Below are 26,156 nucleotides of genomic sequence, written 5' to 3' on the forward strand. Positions count from 1 at the left end.
ATAAATAATTACAAAGTCAGGTTCTCAATAGCTTTACTCACATTTTTTCTAAACTCACAGGACCTCATAGATCCTGATGAAAGGCATACCTTCATAAATCAATTTAAAATATGGTTTAATCGCCTCAGATTCAGGGTTTTCAGTCAAAAGTCTTGTCATCATGCTGTTTGCTACAAAGTCATCCACCAGATATCCCTGACCGATACTTTTATTAAACAGCAGATTAATGCCGGAGTTTGAAGGATAATTCCTGATGATCACGGATTTATTATCCATGACTCTCATTCCTGAAAGCGGAAGGACCTTACCCTTGGAACCGCTGAAGCCAAGCTCACCATTATCAAAATTAACTGTAAACTGAGAAGAAATAGTTCTGGATACAGGATGAATGCCATTACCTGTTTTAACGCTCCATGAGCCATAATATAGAATCCAATAGGCCAGATTTGTATCTTTCCACGTCACCACAAGATACTGCTTATGCTTTGGCTTGAAATTGTAATCGTTAACGGCAAAAGATCTGATCAGGTCGTTCACTTTCTTCGCCGGCATTTTATCCCAGACTCCGGCAGGATTATTACCCCTAAGCGCGCAATATTTTATGAACTGATTTGCCTGAGGTATTGAATCCGTTGCAAATGGGAATGCAAGAGGAAACAGAACAGGTCCGGCATGATTTCCGCCATTGGCAAAAACATTGCTTCCCGCATAGTACATGGTCGCATATCCCCAGTCCCACCATGTCCAGACGGTGCTGTCCTTTGCTATCTCTTTTCCGGCTCTCTTAAGACCAAGGGCATGTTCTTTAAACATAATCGGAGTCGGGGGAACACCAATGTAATTCCTGAAATTAACACTAGCCAATGCCAGCACAACCAGCACTGACACAGTCGGAGCAAGAAATTTCCTTGCGGAATCGTTTTGGGAAAGAACTTTTTTGCATCCTGAAAAAATGACATAAAAAAGACCGATACCAAGAGGCAGCCCTCCGAACATACCGAACCTTCCACCCATTACAACGGAAGAAACAGTCACAAGGGCAAATGGAATAAGCAGTGCAATAACCGGCCTAAAAATTAATACAGCAAAAAAGGCAATAAAGCCGACCCATCCCAGAAGACTGCTGCCCATGATATTATAAAAAAGGTCATCGAACTTAACATCCTGAGCCTCAATAACACTTTGTGCTATACCAGGATATTTTGGTCCTCCTGCTCCTACAGAAGCGGATGCAACCGGTTTTAAATAAGCCTGAACTTTCCCCCAGATAACCATAAAAAGAGAGGCTTTTTCACCTGTCAGAGAAATAATCAGAACCAGTACCACAAGATATATAAGAAAATGCTCATACTTGGCGATCGGTTTATTATCGATCTTCACAAAAAAAACAGCCGCACAGATGGATAAAATTATGCCCGGAATGCCGGCAAATGCCGCCAGAGCATAAACGACCAGCCCACGCAGCAGAGTTATTCTGTTTTTAGCAGGAGAGCATACCAGCACCAAAGCTGTAGCCATAAGCAGCAGCACTACACCAAGATACATCATATCACCGTGCCATGCTTTTCCGTAGACAGTTAAAATCCCGGCTGCAAAGGGCAACAGAAAATCATACAACCCCGGAGAAAAAGTCTGCACTTCCGCCTTAAAATTCCAGCTTTTCCTGATTCCTCCGGTTATCCACAGCGCAAGGAGAAAAGAAATAAGGATAGGTATCAGTAGCGTAACTATATCGGTGTCATAATATGAAAGCCGGGTTCGGTAAAAAAAGGCCGGAATCGAGGTCGCGTAAACAGCTCCCGCAAACCCGCACCAAGGCCCGGCAATAAGCACTCCCCATAAAAAAGCAGCAACAGCTGTAAAACCAGCAAAAACAGCTGGCAGCCAGAATGCAATATTCCCGTACTGCTCTCCTGTCAGGCTGTTTAATCCGCGCAGCATTTTAGCCATGGGATTATTAACAGCACTACCGACACCTTCGGCACCGGCCAGCCAGTAGTATGCATCATGGGTTCCCATAATATATTCACCGTCAACAGAACATGCGGGAGAGCTCCACTTGGGAAGATCGATACACCTTAGTCCAAAAGCCAGAACAAAAGAAATAACCGCGAAAAGGAGGAACATTTTCCAGTTGCAATCCAACTCGGAACCTGTGAAGAATGAACAGAGTTTATTTTTAATCATGATTAAAAATCCCGTATATATAAAAATTTGACCATGGTTATACTGGCTGCGAACCTGAGAGCCACTTCACATTTCCCTGCAATGTAATGACTCAGATCAAACGGTTTGTGCCGCCAGTACGGGTAACTAAAAATTTCAAGAATAAAATGGCTTCAAGCTATGGTTTGGAACTATTACTTTTTTTTTACGAAGTGGGCAATTTATTCTCTCAGAGAGTGCCAATCCTGCCAACAGACATATAGTATCCCGTCTGATAATTAAATAAATTTGTTAAATAAAACTGCATTATAGGCAAAATGCACAAAAACAGAGGGCAAAAAGCTTCTGTACCTTTGCCATAAATACCCGAAAACAAGTGAAGGAATAAAAGTCAGCAAAGCCCATATCAGCGGCTGACTGAACATATGCAGAGCGGCAAAACAGAGTGATGTCAGTATATTAGCAAGACTCAACGGACCGAGATAAAACCTATACCCGAAAAATCTGTCCAGACTCTCCTGCAACAGAAACCTGAATAAGAATTCTTCAATAAAAGCTTTGGCGAATAGCAGCTTCAAACTTATGAAGAACTCAGGATCAGGCAGATAAAGTCCGATCAGCCCCAAGGCCAGAAAAAGATAAAAGACCGGGTCGGTAAAGGCGGAAATGCCACCTGCAACCTGCTTATATGCACCATCAAATATGCATTTTTTGGTATAGGAGTTAACTGGTCTGCCCCCTTTTTTTATCAGGTCCTACTCTGAACATTCCTTGCATGAACAGAAAGTTTTTTCACAAATAAAATCAAAAAGCTCTCTGGCAGAATCAGGGAGAGGAACATTATCCGTATTAAGCACCAGATCAGGATTTTCGGGTGTTTCGTATGGGGCAGATATTCCAGTATAATTTTTTATTTTCCCCTCACGGGCCAGCTTGTAATATCCTTTCACGTCCCTTTCCTCGCAAACACTTAAAGGACAGGTGACATGAATTTCATAAAAATCCTGTTCACCTACGATCTCCCGAACCTGTTCCCGATCTTTTTCCAAAGGAGAAATAAAAGCACAGATACAGATTGTACCGTTCTCGACAAAAAGTTTTGCAACTTCAGCAATTCTACGGACATTTTCCGTTCTTGCAGTAGGTGAAAAACTTAAGTCGGAACACAGGCCATGACGGACATTATCACCATCAAAAACATAAGCCCGCCTGCCGCTGTCGAACAAATTTTTTTCAACTTTATGAGCAATTGTCGATTTACCGGATCCTGAAAGCCCTGTCAGCCAGAACACGGCGGACCTGTGCCTGTTAAGCTGTTCTCTATCTAAACGGGCTACTTCCCCGCGAAATTTTTTAATATTTTTCTTCGATCCACTCACTGGTTAAACTCTCTGTTTTCAAGGTTTATGGGCACTCAACCAATCTATTTTTATTATAAAAAATCCCTTACACTTAAGCTCTACCCAAGGTCAATATATTGAAACATTTTAGAAAAGAACATTTTTTTTGCTGTCACCTATTTTAAAAATATGGAATAAATTATAAATCATATCCTTAAGACCACAGGAGCCATAATGAAAAAACAATCGGGAATCATATTAACCCTGTCCTTACTGACAATTTTCATAGCAGTAGCGACAGTTGCAAAGGCTGAACAGAAAGCCAGAAGAGACTCCACTGTCAATTTAGACTACAACCCTATCGAAATAGAGCTGCCCCCATGCGTTAAAACCATAGCGGTCGTAAAATTCAAGGAAGTACCACCTATTAAATATGTAGGAATATCAAGCACATTCAAATTTAAACCATCACCGGATGTCGGAACATGGATGGCCAAAGCTCTTGCGGAGCAATTAAAAAATTCCGGTTACACCGTAAAATACTTTGAAACAATGGATGAGGCTGGAGACAATTACATAATAACCGGTATAGCCAACAGAGTTGTATTTGAACGTCCGGGTGAGATGGACATCAGATATAAAGTCAGGCTTGACGGCATGGTTGTGAAAAACAACAAACTGCTTTTTGCCAAAAATTATCTTTCCACACAGGAAAAGGAAATGCTCTATACCGGCAGCAATTCAGGAAAACTGATGGCTGGCCTTCATGACATTTTCGGCCTTTTCCTTCCTGAAGCAATTTCAGCTGTAAATCAGAACTAGCACATAGCCAAAAAAAAGGCGGAATTCCTAAAAAGAATTCCGCCTGTTATAACTTCCCAGAAAGCCTATTGAGCTCCTGTTTTTAATTTCATCCAATACTGCTCGTATATCTTTGTTGCATCACCAAGACCAACTTCAAATTCCCCTCTGCTCAATGTTTCGTCATCAGGATAACAGATAGGGTTGTTACGGATATTCTCAGGAAGCAGCTTTACGGCTTCAGCGTTAGGAGAAGAGTAACCAAGCTCTTCAGCTATCTCCGCACTGATGTCCGGACGCAGAATAAAGTTTATGAATTTATGAGCATTCTCGACATGCCTTGCTCCACGGGGGATGCAGAAATGATCCATCCAGAGGCTGTACCCTTCTTTGGGATAAACATACTGGATTGCCTCGTTTTCACTATTGGCGACAAAAGCCTCACCGTTCCAGAGCTGTCCAACGAGAACCTCATTGCTGAGCATTGCCTGTTTCGGAGAATCGGAGTCAAAAACCTTCACAGAAGGCAGCAGCTTTTTCAAAAACTCAAAAGCCTGTTTAATATGCTCAGGGTCACGATCGTTCACTGAATAACCATTTGCTTTAAGGGCAATGGCGAAGACTCCGCGAACATCATTTAAAAGAAGTATTCTTCCCTTAAGCTCCGGGTTGAGCAGATCTTTGATTGAGCTGACCTCGTCAACAGAGACGAAGTCGGCATTTACAGCAATACCTGATGAACCCCAGAAGTAAGGAACACTGTAATCATTATTTTTATCAAAATCCTGCCCCACAAAACGCGGGTTAAGATTTTTCATATTAGGAAGCAGTTTTTTATCCAGCTTGTGCAGCAGGCCCTGCTCGCGCATGCGAATGACAAAATCAGTTGATGGCACAATAAGGTCATAGCCATGGTCACTGACCATCTTGATTTTAGCATACATGGCTTCATTACTGTCATAAGTTACTTCAGTAACTTTAATGCCGGTTTCCTTTGTAAACTGTTCCAGAACCTCAGCAGGCATATAAGAGGACCAGTTATACAAAACAAGCTCTTCTCCGGCAAAGGCGGAAGAACAGAAAGCCAGCAGCAACAAAGTCAGCACAATTTTCTTCATCTTTTTTTCCTCATTAAAAGCTGGGAAGCTGCCACGACCATAAAAGTCGCGACAATCATTACCGCACAAAGGGCGTTCACCTCAGGTTTTACTCCAAGCCTGACCATCGAGTAGATACGCAGTGGAAGAATCTCGAAAGTCGGTCCGGTTGTAAAAAAGCTTACAATAACATCATCCATAGAAAGGGTGAATGAAAGCAGCCAGCCTGAAATGATTGCGGGCCAGGCCAGAGGTACAAAAATGTACCTGAATATTTCATATTCCCCCGCTCCGAGGTCCTGCGCCACCTCTACCAGATTGGGGTCCAGCTCCTTCAGACGTGTTCTGACTGTGACCACGACAAAAGGAATGCAGAAAGTTATGTGTGACAACAGCAGAGTCCAGAAACCCAGCGGCACTGACAATGTCACATACAAAATCAGAAGGGATATACCCATAACAATGTCCGGGGCCATCATCAGAACATACAGTGACCCCTTCATCAGCTTGCGTCCCGGAAAGCGGTATCTTGAAATGGCGACAGCGGCCACGGTGCCGATCAGTGTTGCCAGAGTAGCAGATACAGTTGCCAGTACAATCGAGTTCAAAGCGGTTTCCATAAGTCTGGAATTTCCGGCCAGCTGAACATACCAGTTCAGGGTGAAACCCTTCCAGTTCATCGAATATTTTGAAGAATTGAAAGAATATATCACCATTACCGCCAAAGGCAGGTAAAGGAAAAAATAAATCATGCCGGCATATAGTTTACGCCATATACTCACTTGCGTCCCCTCCTTAATTTCCTTTTGTTAAGAAAATTGAAGAGCAGCATAAATCCCATGATCATTGACAGCAGGACACTTGCGGCAGACCCCATGGGCCAGTCACGGGTAACCAGAAACTGATCCCTGATAAAATTGCCGACCAGAGCCTCACGGGCTCCACCAAGAATATCCGGTATATAAAACATCCCCAGAGCAGGTAGAAAAACAAGCATGCAGCCGGAGACGATGCCCTGAACCGTAAGCGGCAGGGCAACCTTTATAAAAGTTTTTGCAGGGCTTGCGCCAAGATCGCGCGAAGCTTCAAGCAGCCTGTGGTCCAGCTTTAAAATTGAGGAATAAAGAGGAAGAACCATAAACGGCAGCAGGGTATAACATAGTCCCAGCAGCACAGCCCCTCTGGTGTAAAGCATCTGCAAAGGCATGCGGATGATTCCAAGAGCCATCAACATCTTGTTGATTATGCCGCTTGCATTGATCAGGGCCACAAGAGCGTAGGTTCTGACCAGAGAATTAGTCCAGAACGGTATAACCACCAGCATCAGCAGTATGGCCCTTTTTTTCTTGTCAGTGTGGGCTAAAAACCATGCAAAAGGATAGCCTATCAAAAGACAGACCAGACTTGTTGCCCCTGCCAGAAGAACGGAATTCCCAATCATTTTGAACAGAGCCGGATCAAACAGTCTGGCATAGTTCTCAATAGAAAAGATAAACCGGACAAAAGAGTTTTCATCTCCGGTCAGAAAGGAAGTTCCAAGAACAAGCAGGTTCGGGACAATTGCCAGAGCAAAAAGCCAGCACCATATTGTAGTAACCGAAACGGTTTTAAACAGAGTCTTGTGGAGCATCAGGCAGAACAACCTCCCATCCTTCAATCCAGCTCACAGCCAGTCTGTCCCCTGCGCGGTAGGAAACATTGACTGCGTCTTCATTGAAAAATTCTGTAGCCAGCACTGTTTTGCCATTGTCCAGTTCAACCACAACATCATAAGTGGTTCCCTTGTAGACGGTTTCAAAAACAGTACCCATAAAAACAGGCAGTCCCTCTTCATATTCATATTCGCTTTCGCTGGTCAGGGACATATCTTCAGGACGCAGCAGGACTTTAACCCTGTCGCCTTCTGAAAACCGGTTATCAGTTGTAAGAGAACATACCATATCGCCGAAATCAGCTGTAAGGCGTCTGCCTTGAACTGAAACGACACTGGCATCAAAGAGATTAGTTTCACCTACAAAATGGGCTACAAAGAGATTTTCCGGTTCCTCATAAACCTCACGGGGAGAGCCTGTCTGTTCGATATTGCCGTTGTTCATCACAACAACTCTGTCGGACATGGTAAAAGCCTCCTCCTGATCATGGGTAACCAGAACGAAAGTAATGCCCAGCTCACGCTGGAGATGCTTCATATCAAGCTGCATCTGTTTGCGAAGCCTGCGGTCAAGAGCTGAGAATGGCTCATCGAGGAGCAGAACCAGCGGCTGGTTCACCAGAGCTCTGGCGATGGCAATACGCTGCTGCTGTCCGCCGGAAAGCTCATAGGGCATTCTGGCAGAAAATTTCTCCATCTGAACCAGTTCCAGAGTTTCCATGACAATACGCTTAATTTCTTTTGCCTGAAGCTTGCGCAGCTTGAGGCCGAAAGCAACATTGTCATAGACATTCATATGCGGGAAAAGAGCGTAGCTTTGAAAAACGGTATTAACAGCGCGTTTTTCAGGAGGAAGGCCGCAGACATCCACCCCGTCAATTATGACGGAACCGGACGAAGGGCTCTCAAAGCCACCGATAAGTCTGAGGAGAGTGGTCTTTCCACAACCGGAAGGACCAAGGAGAGTCAGGAATTCACCATTCCTGATGCCGATGTCGATATTGTCCAGAGCAAGCTGGTCGTCAAAAACTTTAGAGACGCCCTTTAGCTCGACAATGGTTTGCTGTTTTTCCATAACAGCACCCCCTATGCGAAAAGCTGTGCGGACAAATTCCGCAGCCGCAGACCCATGAAGATAGATTTTCATAAGCCTGTGAATTCCCGACACGCGGTGTATCACCGTGTCAAAAACATGCCCCGGCGGATATACAGAAACTGTATTTCCGTCGGAAACAGCCCCACCGGCACATACGGCTGGTAACCTATAAGGATACGGCCTTAAGCTCCGGCAGACAGGTGGTCACGATTACTCAGCAGTGCAACCAGACCACAATATGCGACAGGAAGCGGCAAGCCACTTCTCGAGCAAATTCTGAACTTGAAGAATCAATGAACAGGCGCGGAACCATAATCGACAAGTTCCTGCTTAGCAACTTAAAATTTCACAATTTTCAAAATAGTTTCAAAGGCCCTGATTTTACACATTTATTTAATACTAATGCAACAAAAGCTGTTTAAAAGGAACAACACTTTACAACCTAAATGTTGCCAGTTATGGGTTTACATCTTTCGAGCTGATCTATTTAGAAAGGAATTATAGTCGAAATTTAATAAATGACAAAAACCGTGCAAACGGTTCAATCTCTGTAAAAGACAGCTAAAACTATCCATGAATGCCTTAGATATGTAGACAATGCATTCATATATACAGAGATTGTTAAACATCAACTTAAGGATATCATTATGAAAACCCTTAAAGTCGGAGTTGTCGGCCTGGGCTGGATGGGCCGGGTACATCTGCGCAATTACACTGAAATGGCGAACGTTGAATGCGTCGGCGCCGTGGATATTGAACAGGAAAGACTTGATGAAGTCAAAGAACAGTTCGGTGTTCCCGGCTTCAAAAGCATTGAAGAACTTCTTGAACATGACCTTGATGCGATAAGCGTCTGCGTACCCACAAGCCTTCATCACGAAGTGGGTAAAAAGATCATTGAAAAGAAAATCAACCTCATTATTGAAAAACCTCTGGCTGTAAGCGTTGCTGAAGGTCAGGAGCTGGTAACACTGGCAGAACAGAACGGCGTGGCACTCATGGTAGGCCATGTTGAACGTTTCAACCCTGCTGTTCAGCGTGTTAAAAGCCTCATGACCGAGGAAGCCGGACCCATTTCAATCCAGATTGAACGTGTCGGACCATATCCGCCGAGAATTCAGGATGTAGGAGTTGTAAAAGATCTGGCATCCCATGATATCGATCTGCTCCGTTTCCTTTCCGGATCTGATTTCAAGGACGTTTACGCTGTAACAACCTCAACCAGAGGCAAGCACGAAGACAACGCCCTTATCACCGCTGAAATGGAAAACGGTGTACTCTGCAACATCAATACAAACTGGGTTACACCTTACAAATCCAGAAAAATTCGTGTTGCTGCAAAAACCAAATTCATTGAAGCCAACCTGATCACTCAGGAAGTACGCGAATACAGCGAATTCTCCACTTACGATCAGAGCTACAGCGTTCGCGAATGGCCGCTCATTTTCCGTGAGCCTGTTAAAGAAGAGCTGACCCTCTTCCTCAAAGCACTCAGGGAAGGAACAGAAGTTCCTATTACCGGTCGTGACGGTCTCGAAGTTCTCAAAACTTTCGAAATTGTTCTCGGTGAATAGTCAGAGCTGACTTTATTCATAAATAAACCCCCTCAATTTTTTGTTGAGGGGGTTTATTTATGCACTCAGAAAACATTTAGTTTTCAAGCTGATCTGGAACTCCTGCCGAAAATCAACTATCAACATTGAGATATTCAGCCAGTTTTTCCCATATTCTTTCTGCTGCTTTCCCGTCCCAGCCGGGAATAACAGGAGCAGGAAGCCCTGCGCGCCCAAGGGCTTTTTCAACTTCCAAAACAATCCTGTCTCCATCAATGCCAGCCAGCACATTGGTTCCAAGTTCAACGGTACAGGGCCGCTCGGTATTTTTACGCATTGTAACACATGGAACGCCGAGAGCCGTAGTTTCTTCCTGCAAACCGCCACTGTCTGTGATCACAACCTGTGAATCCTTCCAGAGATATAGTGACTCCCTGAAAGCCAGCGGAGGCAGAGTATGAATATTATCTGAAAGATTTATATTAAATTTTTCCAGCATCTTAGCTGTTCTTGGATGGATAGGGAAAATTATCGGGAGCTTTTCAGCAATGGAGTTAAGAGCACCCACAATACCTTCAAGCACTTCCCTGCAATCCACATTTGACGGTCTGTGCATGGTCATAAACGCATAACGCCCCAGTTTTTCTTTGAGCGGACGCGCTAAATATTTCGCTGTAACCTCATCTCCCAGCCGCTTAACATTGTAGAAAAGGTTGTCTATCATCACATTTCCTACAGCAAAAATCTTTTCCGGGTCTCGGCCTTCCGCCAGAAGATTGGCTTTACCATGCTCTTCGGTAGTAAAATAAAGATTACTTATGGAGTCAGTGACCATACGGTTTATTTCTTCCGGCATATCCGTATCACCGCTTCTAAGTCCTGCTTCCACATGTGCTACAGGTATATGGAGTTTACGGGCTGTGATTGAGCAGGCCAGAGTAGAGTTAACATCACCTACGACAACAACAAGGTCAGGCTTGTGCTCAACACACATTTTTTCAAAAGCAATCATAATCGCACCGGTCTGCTCCGCATGGGTTCCGGTGGATTTCCCCATATTGAACCGAGGCTCTGGTATATCAAGATCTTCAAAAAAAACCTGTGACATCACCCGGTCGTAATGCTGCCCGGTATAAACTATATCGCATTCAATGGCTTCCCATTTTCTGGACGCCCTATAGACAGGAGCCACCTTCATAAGATTTGGTCTGGCCCCCGCAACTAGAAAAACTTTTTTCACAATTATCCTCTGAAAGTAAAATTTTGAATCAAATTAAAATCCGAACCACCGTATATCCTGTAGAACAGTCAGGCAAGCCCGAAGACAATTTTATTGGATTCTTAACAAAGCTATTCAGGACCGAAAAGCTTCTGTTGCAAATCAGCAAGAGTTTTACAAGTCTCAGAGTGAAACAAAGGACCATACCCCAGCCTTTTAGCCTGTTTCAACCTTGTTTCATATCCTGTGGCCGGACGGATTAAACCGTTCAAATCGACCTCCCCCCAGAAAACAGCTCCGGCCGGCAGCGGAAGATCGTAAAAAGATGAAAGAACAGAAGCCACAACGCCAAGATCAAGACCGGGGTCAGGCATAGTCATTCCGCCGCCGGTCTTGGCATATATATCAAACTGTCCCAGATTGAGGCTTAGTCTTTTCTCCAGAACCGCCAGCAATAGATTGAGCCTATTGGTATCGAATCCCAGAGCTGTGCGCCTTGGTATGGAAAGGACTGTTTTCCCGGCCAGAGCCTGCACCTCAACGGCAAAGGGTTTATGACCATCCATGGCCATAACAACGGCTGCACCGCTTAATGAATCATCCCGATCACCCAGAAAGAGCGTAGAAGGATCTTCAACTATCTCCATCCCTGCTTCACGCATGGTAAAAACAACCAGCTCGTCACTGGGACCGAAACGGTTTTTGAGAACACGCATTATCCGGGTCATGTGCCGGCGATCACCCTCAAGATACAAAACAGTATCAACCATGTGCTCCAGAAGCTTCGGACCGGCAATCTGGCCGTCTTTGGTAACATGTCCCACGAGGATAAGAGTAGTGCTACTTTTTTTTGCAGCTTCAACTAAATCTGAAGAAACCGCGCGGACCTGCGAGACACTTCCGGGGATTCCCTCAGCCCTTGGAGAAGAAAGAGTCTGTACGGAGTCAATAATAATCAGATCCGGTTTCTGATCGCCTTCTATGAGGCTGACAGCTTCTTCCGCATTGGTTGAAGCAACAACCAGCAAACCGGAATCAAGAAGACCAAGCCTGTCGGCACGTCCCCTGATCTGGGCAAGGGATTCCTCACCTGAAAAATAAATACTCCGGCAGCCCATAGCGGCCTGCATAGCTGCAAGCTGAAGCAGCAATGTGGACTTTCCAATACCGGGTTCTCCACCAAGAAGAACCGCTCCGCCGGGAACAAAACCTTTCCCGAGGACATTATCCAAAGCCTGAAAACCAGTAGTCCGGGCCGCTGCGTTCTCTCCTGGAATGTCCTTCAAGTCCACAGGGGAACCCGAGGCAAGCCTGACCTTCAACCGTCCCGGTGAACGTGAAACCACTTTTTGTTCCAGTGTATTCCATTCCCCGCATCTAGGGCATTGTCCCTGCCATTTCAAAGCCTGCGCTCCGCAGTTGGAACATACAAACACATCTTTGGTTTTCATGATTATCCTCGGTAAAATTGAGAGATCAGAACGGTAAGTCCTTAAAAAAAGGCTGGAAACAATGCCAAATTTTATGCACCGTTCCAGCCTTTTATATTTGAATATCAAACGGCAGGAAAACTCCCACCGGATTTATTATATTTATACGCTTCTGTTACTTTTCAGGCGGATTTTTAGCTCCGACTACATTGATAACAAATTCTTTTACCGTCGGCGGCGGATTGAAAAACACCACCATAAATGGTGTATCCATGCCCGGTTTAAGCAATGTATTGTTGGAAAGTATGCCTACCTTGGATTCAAGACCGGCTGTAATTTCTTCCTTGGACTGAACCTCAAGCTGGAAGAGCGAGAGCGTATTCCCACACATAAGACGTCTGGAATCAAGCACTCCACCCTTTTCATCAAAGAGTTTGGCTTCCACCTCAAGAAGTTCTCTCGGGGTGTTGAAATTATTCACAACCTTGCCTTCGATGATGAAAAGCTGGCCGACTTTTTCATTTTTTACATAAAACTGACGCAAATCCTTAAATGAAAATTTGCTGAATCTTTTGGCATCGGATTCAGCTCCATTTGGAGCGGCAGAATCTTCAGAAGTGAGATAAGGAATCTTGAAGGGAAGTTTATCAAAGAGCTGAAAATAATAAGCAGCCCCTGCTCCACCAGCAAAAAGTACCACCAGAATCAGGAAGACAAGCAGACCTTTTCTACTTTTCTTCTTTCCGGCTTTTTTCTTTTTTGAAGGTCTTTCATCAAGGTCAAGCCCGATAACGTCACCACTGTCGAGATGGACTCCGGTATCGGTAAATTCCTCTTCATCATACTCTTCTTCAGTATAATCATCGTCTTCGCCAGAGTCTTCATCTGTGCCGGATTCTTCTTCAAAGAAATCATCTTCAGAATCATCCTGAGCGTCAGAACCGAAAAGTTTATCCTCAAAACTGTCGCCAAGACCTTCAGATTCATTTTCGTCACTGTCTGAATCATCAGAACCGAAGAGTTCATCGTCAAGACTGTCGGCTGGGCTTTCACCTTCTTCATCCTGATCATCGCCGAAAAGTTCGTCATCAATGTCAAACTTTTCAGCATCATCGGACACAGAGCTGTCTTCATCTTCAGCATCGTCAAAGAGATCGGCACCGATATCAGCATCAGAGCCTTCTTCAATGCCTCCGAAAAGATCATCTTCCAGATCATCACTGGAATCGGCAGTATCAGCTTCACCAAAATCATCAAAAAGATCTTCCTCGTCAGAGGTCTCTTCCTGCGGTTCTGGTTCCGGCTCAGGCTCTGGTTCAGGTTCAGGCTGGGGTTCTGGCTCCGGCTCCGGTTTAGGCTCAGGCTTGGGTTCTGGCTGCGGTTCAGGAGCAGCCTGCGGCTGATCCGAAGAAACCGTTTCATCCTCAAGCAGGGCGGCAACTTCGTCTTCCGGCTCCTGCACAGGCGGGGTCACCATAAACTTGTTTCCGCATTTGGAGCATTTGACCTTTATCCCTTTAGCCGGGATCTTCTCTTCCGGAAGATTATATTTTGTCTTGCAGTTTGAACATGCTACAATCATGGACTGCTCTCTTTCCTGCTCGTGAGCTGTTTATCTTTAATGTATCACGGCTGAATAATTGTTATTGTCTTTATAAAAAGGCCTCACAATCCTCAATCGTTATGCAATTCATACACGGCATTGAGATACCTGTATTTTTCAGCATAGTCCATTCCGTACCCTACCAGGAAACCTTTCTCAAGTATGAATCCGGGAAAATCAACTGTCAGGTCGATTTCTCTGCGCTCTCTTTTATCTATAAGCGAAGCGATTCTGATACTGAGAGGATTCCTCTTGGTAAAAACATGTTTCAGGAACTCGACAGAATGCCCGGTATCAACAATGTCCTCAATAATAAGCACATGCTTTCCGGCAATCGAAACTTCGAGATCCTTGCTGAAATTCATATTGCCTGAACGGCTTGTTCCGTCACCGTAACTGGAAAGTCTAACGAAATCTATTTCAGCCTCGCAATCAAGATTACGAGTAAGATCAGCAAAAAAAAGATATGCACCTTTAAGCACACAAACGCAAACCAGAGGCTGGCTTCCGTAGGTATCGGAAATTTCTCTGGCTAGTTCTTTTACTTTGGCATCTATTTCTTCGGTTGAACAGACTTCAGACAGGCGGTGGCCCATTATTTTCCTCTTTATTTTTTAATTTTAGTTTCTATTACCATCGGAATTTCATCGCAATCAGGGAACTGTGGACAATTGATACAATCCGCCCAGACCTTCTGGGGCAGGATTCCCTTATCAGTAGCTTTGAATCCGAGTTTAGCAAAAAATCCATCAATATTGGTAAGAACGAAGACAGTGTTTATATCCAGCTTAAAAGCTTCATCAAGGCAGGCGCGCACCAGCTCCTTTCCTATTCCGGAACCGCGTGAGTCCGGATGGACTACGAGTGAACGAACCTCTGCAAGATTGTCCCATGTAATAGATAATGCACAGCATCCGAAAATTTTACCGGATTCGTCCTTAGCAACAAAAAAATCTCTCAAGTGTCCATAGACCTTACTCAAAGGTCTTGGAAGAACCATGGCGGTCCTTGCACTTTCAACGATCATAGCGTGCAGAGCTTTGGCGTCCGTCATGGTCGCCTTTTCTATAGTCACAGCCATTTATTTTTTATCCTTGATATACTTATCAATCAGATTTTCAAACATCTCGATGGGAAAGCCACCGGAACGCGCAAAAATCTGCTTTCCGTCAGGATCATAGATCACCGTGAAAGGAATAGCCTGAATCCTGAAGGATGGCCCTATATCAGCAGAAGCATGATAAACAGGGTAATTCATTCCACCGGTCACTTTGATAAAATCATCTACAGCATCAGAGGTTTCATCAACTGAAACACCGATCATCACCAGATCGTCATCACTGTATTTTTCACGCATCTTTATAAGCTCGGGAATTTCAGCACGGCATGGAGGACACCATGTAGCCCAGAAATTTACCAGAACAACTTTCCCGGAAGAATTTTTTACAATCTTCTGGATACCCGCTGTATCAAGCTCACTTACCCCTTCAACTCCGTTCACCTTGGAACAGGCGGCGAAAATCAGAAGGAGCGACAAAAAGGAGACTCTTATCCAATCTTTCATAATGGTCCCTTGCCCTGTATGTTTAAATATATCCTGAATCCGGATATGATAATTTCATGGTTCCCGATTTTCCATCTGCCACCTGACCCTTTAAAACAGGCAAACTGATCATGGCAGAAAAACGGTTTATTAACATTTTTTACCAGAAAAAAGGTCAAAACACAAAAGCACAGGCATTCCATCCGTTTTGTTTAACAGTAAGTTTACACAATACGGACAGTTTTTTAGAACAATGCTTATAAAGCGATACAGATAGTCACGATCAGGAGGCTCGCTTACAAAATTAATCAGCCTCCATCAAGGATTTATTGCACCAATGTCTTTGCCAGCTTTACGGCTGCGACGGCATCGGTAGACCATCCGTCCGCACCTATGGCTTTGCAGAACCCTTCAGTTATGACCGCTCCGCCTATCATCACCTTGATATCAAGACCTTTTTCCTGCAGAAGATTTACGGTATCTTCCATGCGCACCATTGTCGTGGTCATCAGAGCCGACAGGCCGATAATCCGCGCATTCTTTTCTATGGCTGTCTTTACTATGGTTTCAGCAGGAACATCCTTACCGAGGTCGACAACTTCAAAACCGTGGTTACGCAGCATCAGGCAGACGATGTTCTTACCAATGTCATGGATATCCCCTTCAACAGTTGCCATGACGATAACATCTTTCTCTTTCTGCTTTCCCGATTTCTCAAGCAGCGGTTTTAAAATTTCAAAACCTTTCTGCAAAGTCTCTGCGGACTGAAGGAGCTGAGGAAGAAAATATTCTTTGCGCTCATACTTTTCGCCGACTTCCATAATTGCCGGGATAAGCTCGCCGTTCACAATATCAAAAGGATCTCTATCTTCATCAAGAGCCTTACGGACCATATCCTCAATCAGCCCGCGTTCCCCTTTGACCACGGCCTCGAACATGGTTTCCGCACCGGACTTTTTTCCTTCACCGCCTTTAGTCCCTCCGGTTGAGGAAGGAGCTGCCGGTGACCATTCAGAATACATATCAATAAAATTCTCAGCCTGTTTATCACGGGCAAGGAGAACTTCAGCCGAATACAGGCTCTCACGCAGCCGTGCCGAATTCGGGTTGGAAATAAAGGCGCAAAGTCCCTGTCCCTGACATAGAGTCAGAAATGTTGAGTTGAGCAGTTCCCGCGCCGGAAGGCCGAAAGATACGTTGGAGAGTCCCAGAACAGTGGGCAGATTCCACTCTTCCTTGCAGTGACGTATAAAATCCATGCAATGCCGTGCAGCCATAGGTCTCGAAGACACGGTCAAAGCCAGAGCATCAACCATAATCAGCCTGCGGGGAATTCCAAGTGCCTCGGCTTCACGCAGAAGTTTTTCAGTCACCTCAATTTTGTCTTTGCATTCAAATGGAAGCTTGCTGCCAATGATTGGGAGCAGAATAAATGGAGCACCGAATTTTTTACATAAAGGTCCGAGGCGTTCCATACGTCCGGGTTCGCCGCTTATGGAGTTGACCAGCGGAGTACCGGGATAGTTCCATAAAGCCGCTTCCACAGCGTCCGGGTTGGTTGAGTCTATTGAAAGCGGAACCTGATGCTGGGCAATTATCTCTTTGCACAAGGCCGGGAGAATCATGGTTTCGTCAACCATGGGAGCGCCTACATTGACGTCAAGGATCGGAGCCCCGGCTTCTATCTGCTGCCCGGCAAATTTAAGGGCCTCGGTAAAACGGCCTTCCTGAAGTTCGGCACTGAGAACCTTTTTTCCTGTCGGATTGATTCTTTCACCTATTATGACCCCGGTATGATTGAAGCCTATGCAGACGGATTCCGCACGGGAAGTGATCACCATCTGGGCATCATCTTCCGGGACGGGTTTCTGCCATGCGGCATCACCGATCACGCTCTTAAGCGCCCGGATATGGTCAGGACCGGTACCGCAGCATCCGCCTATAAATTTGGCTCCTATCGCTAAAAATCTGGCAGACTGTTCGGCAAACGGCTGTGGTTCGAGACGGAAAACAGTATTGCGGTTTTCATCAAGTTCAGGCAGCCCTGCATTTGCTTCAACAAGCAGCGGGGTTGAAAGTCGCGGCCTCATATTGCTGATAACTTCAAAAATCTGCTCCGGCCCGGCACTGCAGTTTGTTCCGACAATATCAATTTCCATATTCTGCATGGCATCGACAAATGTCTGCGGAGAAGAACCGGTAAGGCAGGCGTTGGGGGATTCAAAAGTCATGGAAAGAGCAACCGGAAGAGCGCAGACTTCTCTTGCTGCAACAACAAGAGCTCTGGCTTCGGCAAGGTCGAAGTGGGTTTCGCCGAGAATCAGGTCGACTCCCCCGTCAACCAGACCCTGAATCTGCTCCTTGTATATTTCCACCATCTCTTTGAAGGTGAAATCACCAAGAGGCTCAATGAAATGACCTGTCGGGCCGACACTTCCGGCGACAAACAGATTGTCTCCGGCAACGGATCGCGCAAGCAGAGCCATCTCACGGTTGAGATCGCGGGCTTTTACCTTTGAACCAAGCTTAGGAGCACTTCCGCCAAAAGTATTTGTTGTCAGAACATTCGCTCCTGCATTTGCATAATCTTCATGCACAGAACGAACGACTTCGGGCTTTTCAAGTCCGAAAAGTTCCGGTGACATACCGGCCGGTAATCCTCTTTTCTGAAGAAAAGTTCCATAACCGCCATCAAAAAAGTACACCCTGCCGTCTGTAAGAGCCTTGCGAAAATCTGCCATTTATTGCTCCAAACCTTGATTTCCGTTATTTATCAGGTAAAAGAAAGGTCCGTACCAGAATTCCATGTTGTTAAGAACAAACTGAACCACCTGCTTATAAAATTATCTGGTAGGAAGTTAAGGGCCATGCAGCCACGTTTTCAGCGAGTTTTCATGTCTACTTAAAAAGATTGAAAAGGACAAATAAAAACTATACCCTCAAAATTTACGGATGAAACCGTACGAAACACACTAAAAAATCCCCTTTAATGGGTTGATTCAAGGATTTCACCCGACGCATTATGTCAGAAGATATTGAAATACTTCCCCCCGAGGACGAAAAGGAAATTCCCAAAGAAGAGGTTCCGGGAGAAATTTTTCTCCCCACTCCAAAAAAATCAGGCGAAATTGCAACACGCGATCCGTTAAGTCTTTATATGAGGGAAATAAGCAGGTTTCCTCTGCTTGACCCTGATGAAGAATTTCAACTAGCTAAAAGAGTGCAGGAAAACGGAGATCAGGAAGCGGCTTTCAGGCTGGTCTCTTCACACCTGAGACTTGTTGTTAAAATCGCAATGGACTTTCAACGCCGCTGGATGCAGAACGTTCTGGATCTGATTCAGGAAGGTAATGTCGGTCTTATGAAGGCCGTCAATAAATTTGACCCGGATAAAGGTATTAAATTTTCCTATTATGCGGCTTTCTGGATCAAAGCATATATTTTAAAGTATATTATGGATAACTGGCGTCTGGTCAAAATCGGGACCACCCAGACCCAGCGCAAACTTTTTTATAACCTGAACAAGGAACGCCAGCGCTTACAGGCTTTAGGCTTTGATCCTACAACCCAGACCCTTTCTGAAAATCTCAACGTGAGCGAAGATGAGATTACGGAAATGGATATCAGGCTGGCCAAAAACGATCTTTCCCTTAACCTTAAACTCGGTGAAGACTCCGATGCCACACGCATGGATTTTCTCCCCGATCTTGGTCCCGGAGTGGAAGATACCCTTGCCAACAAAGAAATATCAACACTGCTTCTTGACCAGCTGAGGGAAGTTGCCCCGCTGCTCAATGAAAAAGAACAGGTCATACTGAACGACAGACTTCTTTCCGATTCCCCGCGGACTCTGCGTGAAATAGGTGAAGAATTCGGAGTCACCCGCGAAAGGGTGCGTCAGATAGAGGCCAGACTGCTTGGCAAGCTCAAAGAACATTTAGCTGATAAAGTTGAAGACTTCTCTCAAGACTGGATACCTGAAAATGAATAAGGTGCTTACAGAATTAAAAAAAGAGGCAAAGGCTCTGGCAGCAGGACAGCCTGTTCCGGCCTTTTACCGTGAAATGGAATCTAAATTGACTTTTGCCCGTGAGATGTTCTTTGACCATCCACTGGTTATAAGGCTTCAGGAAGATGTGCTTCCTTTCCTTTATGACGAATACGCACATGGGGTCTACCACTCCAAAAAGGTGGCCATAGAGGCCGGTGCTATAGTTCTTCAGGAAGGTGAAGGCGAGAATATTCTAGGGGATGAATTAAGGGATCTGGTCCTTCTGGCCCAGTTCTGCGGTCTGCTCCATGACTGCTGCCGTCTGGAGGCTGAACACGCCAAACGCGGTGCGGAAACAGCTCTTGTGATTCTTAACAACTTCCCCCTTTCCGAACGTGATAAGCATCTGATAACCGGAGCAATAGCCAGACACGAGGCTTTTAAAAATGATGAACCGGTTACCGATGATGTCAAACTCAAGATTTTAAGCGGTGCGCTATATGATGCTGACAAATTCCGCTGGGGTCCGGACAATTTTTCCACCACACTCTGGGAAATATGCGATTACGAAGACTGGAGTACTGATGAAATTGTTGTCAAATTCCCCAAGGGACTTGAGATCATCAAATCAATTGAGCCGACGTTCAGAACTTCCACCGGTAAGAAATACGGACCCGAGATGATTCATCAGGGACTCGAAATAGGAACCCAACTTTACAAAAGGCTTCTGGAACTATCAAACGATCCTGCCTACAAGGAATAAGCCCCAGAATGAATACCGGGACAAAAACACCACTCTTCAAAAGCAGGCTGGTTTCAACCATGTTTCTGTGTCTGCTTGCGGTTATGACCGGATGCGCTCCGCATAGCAACGTGCAGACTTTTGAAGTTCCTGTCAGCCCGAAAGCTGATGCCAGTTACAATTTTCTTGTTTATCAGGACTATTTGACACAATTCGAAAAAGAATTGCGCACAGGCGGTAATTCAAAAGCAAAACTTGAAAAAATAAAATCACTCCAGCTGCATGCTCTGGAATATATTGATAAAGTTCTGGAAAAAGACCAGAGACCTTTTCTATATGCTGAAAAGGCCGCACTTTACTGGACTCTGAATCAGATACCGGAATCCAGAGAAGTAATTAAAGCTGGTCTTGAAAAATACCCGGATAATCAGAGACTGACCCTCTCCCTCGCAAGCACTTATCTTAATGAAAACAGATTTGAAGCAGCGCAGGTAACACTGAAAAGCTATCTGAAAAAAAATCCGCACGATTACAATGTGCGTAATAAGCTGGCCCAGATTTATATTGAGCAAAAGAACTTTGCCCACGCTCTTGATATCCTCAAGACAATACCGGCCGGCCACAGGACCCCGGAAATACTTTATTCCTACGCCAAAGCCAGTGCAGGGCTGGGCCTCAACCGTCAGGCCATCAGAACCCTGAAAAAGGCTGTAAAAAAGGCTCCGGGCTTCATTGAAGCATGGGGAGAGCTGGCTTATCTCTATGAATATCAGAAAGATTATGATGCCGCAGAAAAAATATACACCCACATGCTTGAAATGGGCGGGTCCCCTACGGACGTAAGGCAGAGACTGATATCGTTATCACTGAAACTGAATAACCCTGACAGAGCTCTTTCTCTCGTTCTGGAAGGTCCGCATACTAAAAGCTTCATTTTTGAAGCAGTGCGCGCCTTTATGCATAATGGTTTTTATGCGCAGGCTTCCACCATTCTAGACATACTTGCGCAAAGCAAACCGATCCCCACAGACTATTTCTTCTACAAGGGAGCCATTGCATACGAAGGTGAGCAGGCTCCTGAAAAAGCACTGGAATATTTAAGCCGTATCCCGGAAGACAGTGTCCATTACAATCAGAGTCTTGAATTCAGAGCCCATCTTCTTTTTTCTTTAAACAGAAAAACAGATGCTCTTAAAATTCTCCGTCAGGGTCAGCAAAAATTCCCTGACAATCCTGAATTTTACATAATGGAAGCTTCTATCTTCATGGATAGCGAAGACCACTCGACTGCCGAAAAAATAGTCCGTAACGGGTTAAAGGCGGTTCCGGGAAACACCCGGCTGATGTTCCAGCTTGGAGTTGTTCTCGATGCAGAAGGCCACACGGATGAAGCCATTAAAATAATGGAACGGATAATCAGTAAAAACCCGGACCATGCTAATGCTCTTAATTTCGTGGGCTACACTCTTGCGGACAGAAACACCCAGCTCGACCGGGCTCTGGTTCTTATTTCAAGAGCTGACAAACTTGAGCCGGACAACCCGTTCATAATGGACTCGCTGGCCTGGGTTTACTTCCGTATGGGAAAAAATAATAAAGCATGGGACGAAATTAAAAGAGCGGTATCAATGCTTGATAAGGAAGCGGAGCTATGGGAGCACTATGGTGATATCGCCCGTAGCCTCGGCAAAAAGAAATCCGCACGCAAAGGATATTTGAACGCTCTGAAATACGGTTCCGACAATATGAATGAAATCAGGAAAAAACTGAATTCGTTATGATCACCAGCAAAAATAAAGAACATGCCCCGGCGTATTTTGCGCTTCTGGCAGCACTTATTGTGCTGGGGCTTTCAGGATGCGCTCAAAAGCATGAGAACATCCTTAATTTAAACGAAAATTACAACTCGTTCAGGACACAATACGGTTACGGTAATTTTACCGGAATCAACCTGAAAGCAAGCCTGTATTCCTCCACAAAAGGAAAAGGGCATCGCACCACCATCCAGATATGGGGTGACAAGAACTCTCCACTCAGGCTTGATGTAAGAGCCGGAATAGGAGCATTTTTGGCCCACATCCGTCAGGATTCAACCGGTCTTCACGCATATTATCCTGATGATGAAACCACGTATATTCACAGCGACCCGGTAAAAGGGGCGCAGATGCTCGGACTTCCCCTGCCTTTCGATATTATAAATCTGGCAGGAGTTATGTCCGGATGTTTTCCCGGTCTGATCCCGGAATCCTATGATTCCGGAGAGCAGCAGATCATATCAGGTTTTTTCGTTTACAACTTTAATAGCGGAAAAATAAGTTCAATCACCACAACTTCTGACGGACGGCCCGTATCTATTACCGGGCGTGACAATAACGGCTGGGAACTTAAATTTTCTTCATTCGAAGAAGCAGAAGGCAAAGAAATCCCCGATACCCTGAGTCTGGTTACAGGTGACGGAGATAAAGCCATCTTGCGAATCAAATCGCGAGAGTTTAAAATCAGCCCCTGGCCGGATGAGGCTCTTGAGCTGAGAGTTCCGGGAGACACCGACATTATCAGGCTTGATAGAAATACGTACGTCCGGGTTCCAGCCCGAGATAACGATTGAACACGGAGGACGCCAAAATGAGCGAAGCCAAATGCGAGTGCGAGAAAAAGACTAGTTTTATAGGTAATTTTAAACTTGGTTTTAAAATCTGGACCAAACAGTTTTCACTTATCCTGAGCAGTATACTGGGAAATATCGAGGTGAGACAGCTTGAAAAACGTCTCGAAAAAGAATACGCCCTGCTCGGAAAACTCACCATGGGAAATACTCAGGGTGATATTGAACTCTGTAAAAAGCAGATCGAATTTTTTGTAGATGAAATTGCTCGCCTTAAAGCCGAGCAGGAAGCCAAGCGTGATGTTAAAAATCGCGATAACGCGCGCGAAGCAGGAATTTAACTACGAAAAACGGAGGTCTTATCCTCCGTTTTTTTATGGTATATGGAGTGCAGAAAAAACGTCCGGCACTCTCAAGGAGACCTAAAAATGCCAAAAGTAATAATCGGTTCAGATCACGGCGGATACGAACTTAAAGAATTTGCCAAAGAAATTCTCACCGGGATGGGGTATGAAGTTGTCGACGCAGGACCTGAGACAGCTGTAAGCTGTGACTATCCTGAGTATGCCTTCAAAGTGGCTGAACAGGTTGATGCTGATACTCTTGGAATTCTCGTCTGTGGAACCGGACTGGGAATGTCTATGGCCGCCAATAAAGTCAAAGGCATCCGCGCTGCAGTCTGTACCAATGAGTACATGGCCGTTAAAGCCCGTGAACACAACAATGCCAACATTCTCTGCCTCGGAGAAAGAGTCATTGGAAAAGGACTTGCTGAAGACATCATTAAAGCCTTCATGACCACAGACTTTGCCGGAGACAGACATCTGCGCCGCATAAATCTCTTTGATAAATAAAGTTTTTATTATTCAAAATAGTTAAGCCCGATTAACAGGTCTTAACTATTTTGAATATATTTACTTATTTTTTAAATTATCTGATATCCCACAGATATTTTTTTCAGCAGAGAGCATTAAAACCAGATAATATCGCTGGCATTTTCAGCTTGGATCAGACTGAAGACTATTGCTGAACCGGGACTTGCCAAGCGTGGAAAAAGCTTTTACGAAGCGTTCAAAGCACAAGCTTCAACAATCCCATCCAATTTTTATAAGGAACAACCCCATGAGCAACAGCCAGATGGATCAGAAGACGGTAAACGTCATCAAAGGTCTTATCATGGATGCCACCCGCAAGGCTAACTCAGGCCATCCCGGCGGCGCCATGTCCTCCGCGGATTTCGCTTATGTCCTTTACAGGGACTATCTCCGCTACACCCCGGAAACACCGGACTGGTTCAACCGCGACCGTTTTGTTTTAGCGGCCGGACATGAATCCATGCTCCTTTACAGCCTGCTGCACCTTGCCGGCTATATTTCTCTTGAAGATGTTAAAAAATTCCGTCAGCTCGACAGCATCACCCCCGGTCATCCTGAACATGATGTAACCCCCGGTGTTGAAGCAACAAGCGGTCCTCTAGGACAGGGCTTCTGCACAGGTGTAGGTATGGCTACGGCTGAAGCATTCCTCGGCTCTAAAACCGGAAGCGAAATTACCGACCACCACACATATGTACTGGCTTCCGACGGTGATTTTCAGGAACCCGTAGCAATGGGTGCCGCAACTCTGGCCGGTGTCTGGAAACTTGGTAAACTTGTTGTCTACTACGACAGCAACAACGTTCAGCTTGCCGGCCCTGTCTGCAATTGCGACTGCACTAATGTTAAACAGGTTTTCGAAGGAATCTGCTGGCATGTCATTGAAATCAACGGACATGACCACGAAGCAATCCGTAAAGCAATTGAAGAAGCCAAAGCTGAAACAGATAAACCGACTCTGATCATCGGTAAAACCATCATGGCAAACGGTGCCGCCACCCGTGAAGGAGATCACGGTACTCACGGAGCACCACTGCCGCCTGAAGAGATTGCCGCTACAAAGAAAAAATTCGGTTTGCCTGAAAATGAAGATTTCTATGTACCCGAAGATGTAGTTGAACATTTCCGCGCACGTTTCCCCGAGCTGAAAGCCGAAGCTGAAAGCTGGCAGAAAAAGCTTGATGAAGTACTCGCAGGAGACAAGGATATAGCTGAATTCTGGGCTCATGTTTCCAAACCGCGTACTGAAATCGAACTGGATCTCCCTGAGTTTGAATCAGGAAAAAGCATTGCCACCCGTAAAGCATGGGGCGCATGCCTTGATGCTGTTTATGAAAAACTGCCGACCCTTATCGGTGGTTCAGCAGACCTTGATCCTTCCAACCAGACCCTGAATTTCCGTAAAGCAGTCGGCGACTTTGCCATCAACGGCTATTCCGCCCGCAATATGGCTTTCGGTGTTCGTGAATTTCCGATGTCAGTCATCCTTAACGGTATGGCTCTTCACGGTGGAGTTCTGCCCTTCGGTGCAACTTTCCTGACATTCTCCGATTACTGCAGAAACGGAATGCGCATGTCCGCTTTGCAGAAACTTCCTGTTCTCTACATCTACACCCATGACTCATTCTATGTTGGTGAAGATGGACCGACACATCAGCCGATCGAGCATGTCTCCGCACTGCGCCTGATCCCGAACCTGCTGGTTCTTCGTCCTGCTGATGCTCGTGAAACAGCCGCATGTCTTGATATCGCCATGCATCAGACAGACCGTCCTTCAAGCCTCATGCTTACCCGTCAGGGACTCCCGGTTCTTGACCATGAAGCCTATCCGCAGGTTGAAGAAGGTGTTAAACGCGGTGGTTATGTTCTCAAAGACTGCGAAGGAACTCCGGAAATGATTGTTATCGCAACCGGTTCTGAAGTTTCTCTGGCAATGGACGCTGCAGCCATGCTTTCGGATAAGAAAATCCGTATCGTCAGCATGCCTTCAGTTGAACTCTTTGAAGAACAGGACAAGGCCTACAAAGACTCCGTTCTTCCTCCGGCTGTTACCAACCGTGTTGCCGCCGAAGCAGGACGCCCGGAACTCTGGTACAGATATGTAGGACTTGAAGGAACCGTACTCGGAATAGATCACTTCGGAGCTTCTGCTCCTGCCGGTCAGCTTGCCGAACGCTACGGCTTCACAGCTGATAATCTTGCTGAAGTTATGAAAAAACGCTTCTAAGCTGATTATATATTGAGATATTCAGGCCGGACAGTCAGAAATGACTGCCCGGCCTTTTTTATACACAGCAATTTTTATTTACTATTCAGTCGCTAAAATTTGACGTTTTCATATCGATCCACCAATGCAAGGCTGCTCTTTCTACAATAAAAATCAGCACTGAATATGTAATAACAAATTTAAATTATCTTTTTACTATTAATACACTGTAATTTCT

23 protein-coding genes are annotated in these 26,156 nt (G+C 45.2%); 9 read left to right on the top strand and 14 right to left on the bottom strand.

Annotated elements, in window-relative coordinates:
* Positions 1 to 54: 54 nt before the first annotated feature.
* The 3 genes from G496_RS0108930 to cysC form a co-directional block, all read right to left on the bottom strand.
* Entirely contained in the window at positions 55 to 2,187 is a 2,133-nt protein-coding gene (locus tag G496_RS0108930; RefSeq protein WP_027178984.1) for an STT3 domain-containing protein, read from the bottom strand.
* Positions 2,188 to 2,444: 257 nt separating this feature from the next.
* The gene (mrtJ, locus tag G496_RS21430) at positions 2,445 to 2,792 is read right to left on the bottom strand and encodes a JDVT-CTERM system glutamic-type intramembrane protease MrtJ (RefSeq protein ID WP_051294940.1); all 348 of its coding nucleotides are present in this window, start codon (positions 2,790 to 2,792) and stop codon (positions 2,445 to 2,447) included.
* Between the two features lie 129 nt (positions 2,793 to 2,921).
* Positions 2,922 to 3,545, bottom strand: coding sequence for an adenylyl-sulfate kinase (gene cysC, locus G496_RS0108940; RefSeq protein WP_027178985.1), 624 nt, complete (start codon positions 3,543 to 3,545; stop codon positions 2,922 to 2,924).
* Between the two features lie 195 nt (positions 3,546 to 3,740).
* Here cysC and G496_RS0108945 point away from each other — a divergent pair, with 195 nt between their 5' ends.
* Positions 3,741 to 4,328: a hypothetical protein gene (locus tag G496_RS0108945; RefSeq protein WP_027178986.1), complete on the top strand. Its 588-nt coding sequence runs from the start codon at positions 3,741 to 3,743 to the stop codon at positions 4,326 to 4,328.
* A 65-nt stretch (positions 4,329 to 4,393) separates the two neighbouring features.
* Here G496_RS0108945 and G496_RS0108950 read toward each other — a convergent pair whose 3' ends face one another.
* Genes G496_RS0108950 through potA form a run of 4 tightly spaced genes read right to left on the bottom strand, consistent with a single transcriptional unit; the run spans position 4,394 to position 8,130 of the window.
* A complete protein-coding gene (locus G496_RS0108950; RefSeq protein ID WP_027178987.1) occupies positions 4,394 to 5,425 on the bottom strand; it encodes an extracellular solute-binding protein in 1,032 nt (343 codons plus the stop codon).
* On the bottom strand, positions 5,422 to 6,156 hold the full coding sequence (gene potC, locus G496_RS0108955; protein WP_034632914.1) for a spermidine/putrescine ABC transporter permease PotC: 735 nt from the start codon (positions 6,154 to 6,156) through the stop codon (positions 5,422 to 5,424). Before potC ends, G496_RS0108950 begins: the two co-directional genes overlap by 4 nt.
* Positions 6,157 to 6,182: 26 nt before the next feature.
* Entirely contained in the window at positions 6,183 to 7,034 is an 852-nt protein-coding gene (potB, locus tag G496_RS0108960) for a spermidine/putrescine ABC transporter permease PotB (protein ID WP_027178989.1), read from the bottom strand.
* Entirely contained in the window at positions 7,012 to 8,130 is a 1,119-nt protein-coding gene (gene potA, locus G496_RS0108965; protein WP_027178990.1) for a spermidine/putrescine ABC transporter ATP-binding protein PotA, read from the bottom strand. The genes potB and potA overlap by 23 nt, the downstream gene beginning before the upstream one ends.
* 668 nt (positions 8,131 to 8,798) lie before the next feature.
* On the opposite strand from potA, the gene G496_RS0108970 reads away from it, so the two are divergent.
* Positions 8,799 to 9,725, top strand: coding sequence for a Gfo/Idh/MocA family protein (locus tag G496_RS0108970; RefSeq protein WP_034632890.1), 927 nt, complete (start codon positions 8,799 to 8,801; stop codon positions 9,723 to 9,725).
* Between the two features lie 112 nt (positions 9,726 to 9,837).
* Here G496_RS0108970 and wecB read toward each other — a convergent pair whose 3' ends face one another.
* The 7 genes from wecB to G496_RS0109010 form a co-directional block, all read right to left on the bottom strand.
* Positions 9,838 to 10,944, bottom strand: a complete 1,107-nt coding sequence (gene wecB, locus G496_RS0108975) for a non-hydrolyzing UDP-N-acetylglucosamine 2-epimerase (RefSeq protein ID WP_034632891.1) — start codon at positions 10,942 to 10,944, stop codon at positions 9,838 to 9,840.
* 110 nt (positions 10,945 to 11,054) lie between these two features.
* Positions 11,055 to 12,374 (bottom strand): DNA repair protein RadA, encoded by a 1,320-nt coding sequence (radA, locus tag G496_RS0108980; protein WP_027178993.1) that lies wholly within the window; start codon positions 12,372 to 12,374, stop codon positions 11,055 to 11,057.
* Positions 12,375 to 12,528: 154 nt separating this feature from the next.
* Positions 12,529 to 13,935 (bottom strand): DUF3426 domain-containing protein, encoded by a 1,407-nt coding sequence (locus tag G496_RS0108985; RefSeq protein WP_027178994.1) that lies wholly within the window; start codon positions 13,933 to 13,935, stop codon positions 12,529 to 12,531.
* 92 nt (positions 13,936 to 14,027) lie between these two features.
* The gene (gene hpt / locus G496_RS0108990; RefSeq protein WP_027178995.1) at positions 14,028 to 14,552 is read right to left on the bottom strand and encodes a hypoxanthine phosphoribosyltransferase; all 525 of its coding nucleotides are present in this window, start codon (positions 14,550 to 14,552) and stop codon (positions 14,028 to 14,030) included.
* 11 nt (positions 14,553 to 14,563) lie between these two features.
* The gene (locus G496_RS0108995; protein ID WP_027178996.1) at positions 14,564 to 15,037 is read right to left on the bottom strand and encodes an N-acetyltransferase; all 474 of its coding nucleotides are present in this window, start codon (positions 15,035 to 15,037) and stop codon (positions 14,564 to 14,566) included.
* Positions 15,038 to 15,520 carry a TlpA family protein disulfide reductase gene (locus G496_RS0109000; RefSeq protein WP_051294941.1) on the bottom strand — a complete coding sequence of 161 codons (483 nt, stop codon included), beginning with the start codon at positions 15,518 to 15,520 and terminating at the stop codon, positions 15,038 to 15,040.
* 305 nt (positions 15,521 to 15,825) lie between these two features.
* Positions 15,826 to 18,240, bottom strand: a complete 2,415-nt coding sequence (locus G496_RS0109010; protein WP_027178998.1) for a homocysteine S-methyltransferase family protein — start codon at positions 18,238 to 18,240, stop codon at positions 15,826 to 15,828.
* Between the two features lie 281 nt (positions 18,241 to 18,521).
* On the opposite strand from G496_RS0109010, the gene G496_RS0109015 reads away from it, so the two are divergent.
* The 7 genes from G496_RS0109015 (at position 18,522) to tkt (ending at position 25,939) form a co-directional block, all read left to right on the top strand.
* Positions 18,522 to 19,490 carry a sigma-70 family RNA polymerase sigma factor gene (locus G496_RS0109015; RefSeq protein ID WP_027178999.1) on the top strand — a complete coding sequence of 323 codons (969 nt, stop codon included), beginning with the start codon at positions 18,522 to 18,524 and terminating at the stop codon, positions 19,488 to 19,490.
* Positions 19,483 to 20,253, top strand: a complete 771-nt coding sequence (locus G496_RS0109020; RefSeq protein ID WP_027179000.1) for an HD domain-containing protein — start codon at positions 19,483 to 19,485, stop codon at positions 20,251 to 20,253. Before G496_RS0109015 ends, G496_RS0109020 begins: the two co-directional genes overlap by 8 nt.
* 8 nt (positions 20,254 to 20,261) lie before the next feature.
* On the top strand, positions 20,262 to 22,013 hold the full coding sequence (locus G496_RS0109025; RefSeq protein ID WP_027179001.1) for a tetratricopeptide repeat protein: 1,752 nt from the start codon (positions 20,262 to 20,264) through the stop codon (positions 22,011 to 22,013).
* Complete coding sequence (locus G496_RS0109030) at positions 22,010 to 22,840, top strand: hypothetical protein (RefSeq protein WP_027179002.1); 831 nt, start codon at positions 22,010 to 22,012, stop codon at positions 22,838 to 22,840. The genes G496_RS0109025 and G496_RS0109030 overlap by 4 nt, the downstream gene beginning before the upstream one ends.
* Positions 22,841 to 22,857: 17 nt before the next feature.
* Positions 22,858 to 23,178, top strand: coding sequence for a hypothetical protein (locus G496_RS0109035; RefSeq protein WP_027179003.1), 321 nt, complete (start codon positions 22,858 to 22,860; stop codon positions 23,176 to 23,178).
* A gap of 87 nt (positions 23,179 to 23,265) precedes the next feature.
* Positions 23,266 to 23,691 (top strand): ribose 5-phosphate isomerase B, encoded by a 426-nt coding sequence (gene rpiB, locus G496_RS0109040; RefSeq protein ID WP_027179004.1) that lies wholly within the window; start codon positions 23,266 to 23,268, stop codon positions 23,689 to 23,691.
* Between the two features lie 268 nt (positions 23,692 to 23,959).
* Positions 23,960 to 25,939, top strand: coding sequence for a transketolase (tkt, locus tag G496_RS0109045; RefSeq protein WP_027179005.1), 1,980 nt, complete (start codon positions 23,960 to 23,962; stop codon positions 25,937 to 25,939).
* Positions 25,940 to 26,156: the final 217 nt, after the last annotated feature.

The organism is Maridesulfovibrio bastinii DSM 16055 (genome assembly GCF_000429985.1).
Taxonomy (GTDB): domain Bacteria; phylum Desulfobacterota; class Desulfovibrionia; order Desulfovibrionales; family Desulfovibrionaceae; genus Maridesulfovibrio; species Maridesulfovibrio bastinii.